General features: G+C 63.8%; 2 protein-coding genes. One reads left to right on the top strand and one right to left on the bottom strand.

The features are described from left to right. The coding region (locus EOC06_RS38315) for a TetR/AcrR family transcriptional regulator (RefSeq protein WP_128310174.1) at positions 1 to 154 on the bottom strand (154 nt) is incomplete at its 3' end. 98 nt (positions 155 to 252) lie between these two features. On the opposite strand from EOC06_RS38315, the gene EOC06_RS38310 reads away from it, so the two are divergent. Continuing rightward, a partial coding sequence (locus EOC06_RS38310) for an SDR family NAD(P)-dependent oxidoreductase (protein ID WP_128310173.1) occupies positions 253 to 600 on the top strand: 348 nt, incomplete at its 3' end.

Raw genomic sequence — 600 nt, 5'->3', positions numbered from 1 at the left:
CGAAGGCAGCGTAGAGGCTGGGCGAGTTGATGCCCATGGCGGCGGTCAGCTCGCTCATCGATGCGCCTTCGTAACCACGGGCCCAGAACACCTCCATCGCGCGGCGCAGGGCTGCGGTTCGATCGAAAGTGCGGGGGCGGCCTCGTTCCGGCATGATGCTCTTTTCTGTGTTGATCGATACATAATTAAGTTGACGCCGACGGGCAAGGCTGACAGATATTTATGTATCGATCGTTACAAAAGGAGAAATCGATGTCATCCAACCAACTGGGCGGCAAGGCCGCGCTCGTCACCGGCGGCAGTCGCGGCATCGGCGCGGCGATTGCGCGGAGGCTGGCGGCCGATGGCGCCAGCGTCGCGCTGACTTATGTGCATGGCGAGGAGCAGGCCCGCTCGGTTGTCGCCGAAATCGAGGCCAAGGGCGGCCGCGCCATCGCGGTCAAGGCCGACAACCGCGATGCGGTGGCCATAGACAAGGCCGTCGATGACGCAGTGACCGCCTTCGGCCGGCTCGACATCCTGGTCAACAGCGCAGGGATCTGGCGGGCCGCCCCCATCGACACGCTGTCGCTCGCCGATTTCGACGAGACTATGGAGGTC

The organism is Mesorhizobium sp. M7A.F.Ca.MR.362.00.0.0, from assembly GCF_004023175.1.
Lineage (GTDB): Bacteria > Pseudomonadota > Alphaproteobacteria > Rhizobiales > Rhizobiaceae > Mesorhizobium.
This window is presented reverse-complemented; position numbering and strand designations above follow the sequence as displayed.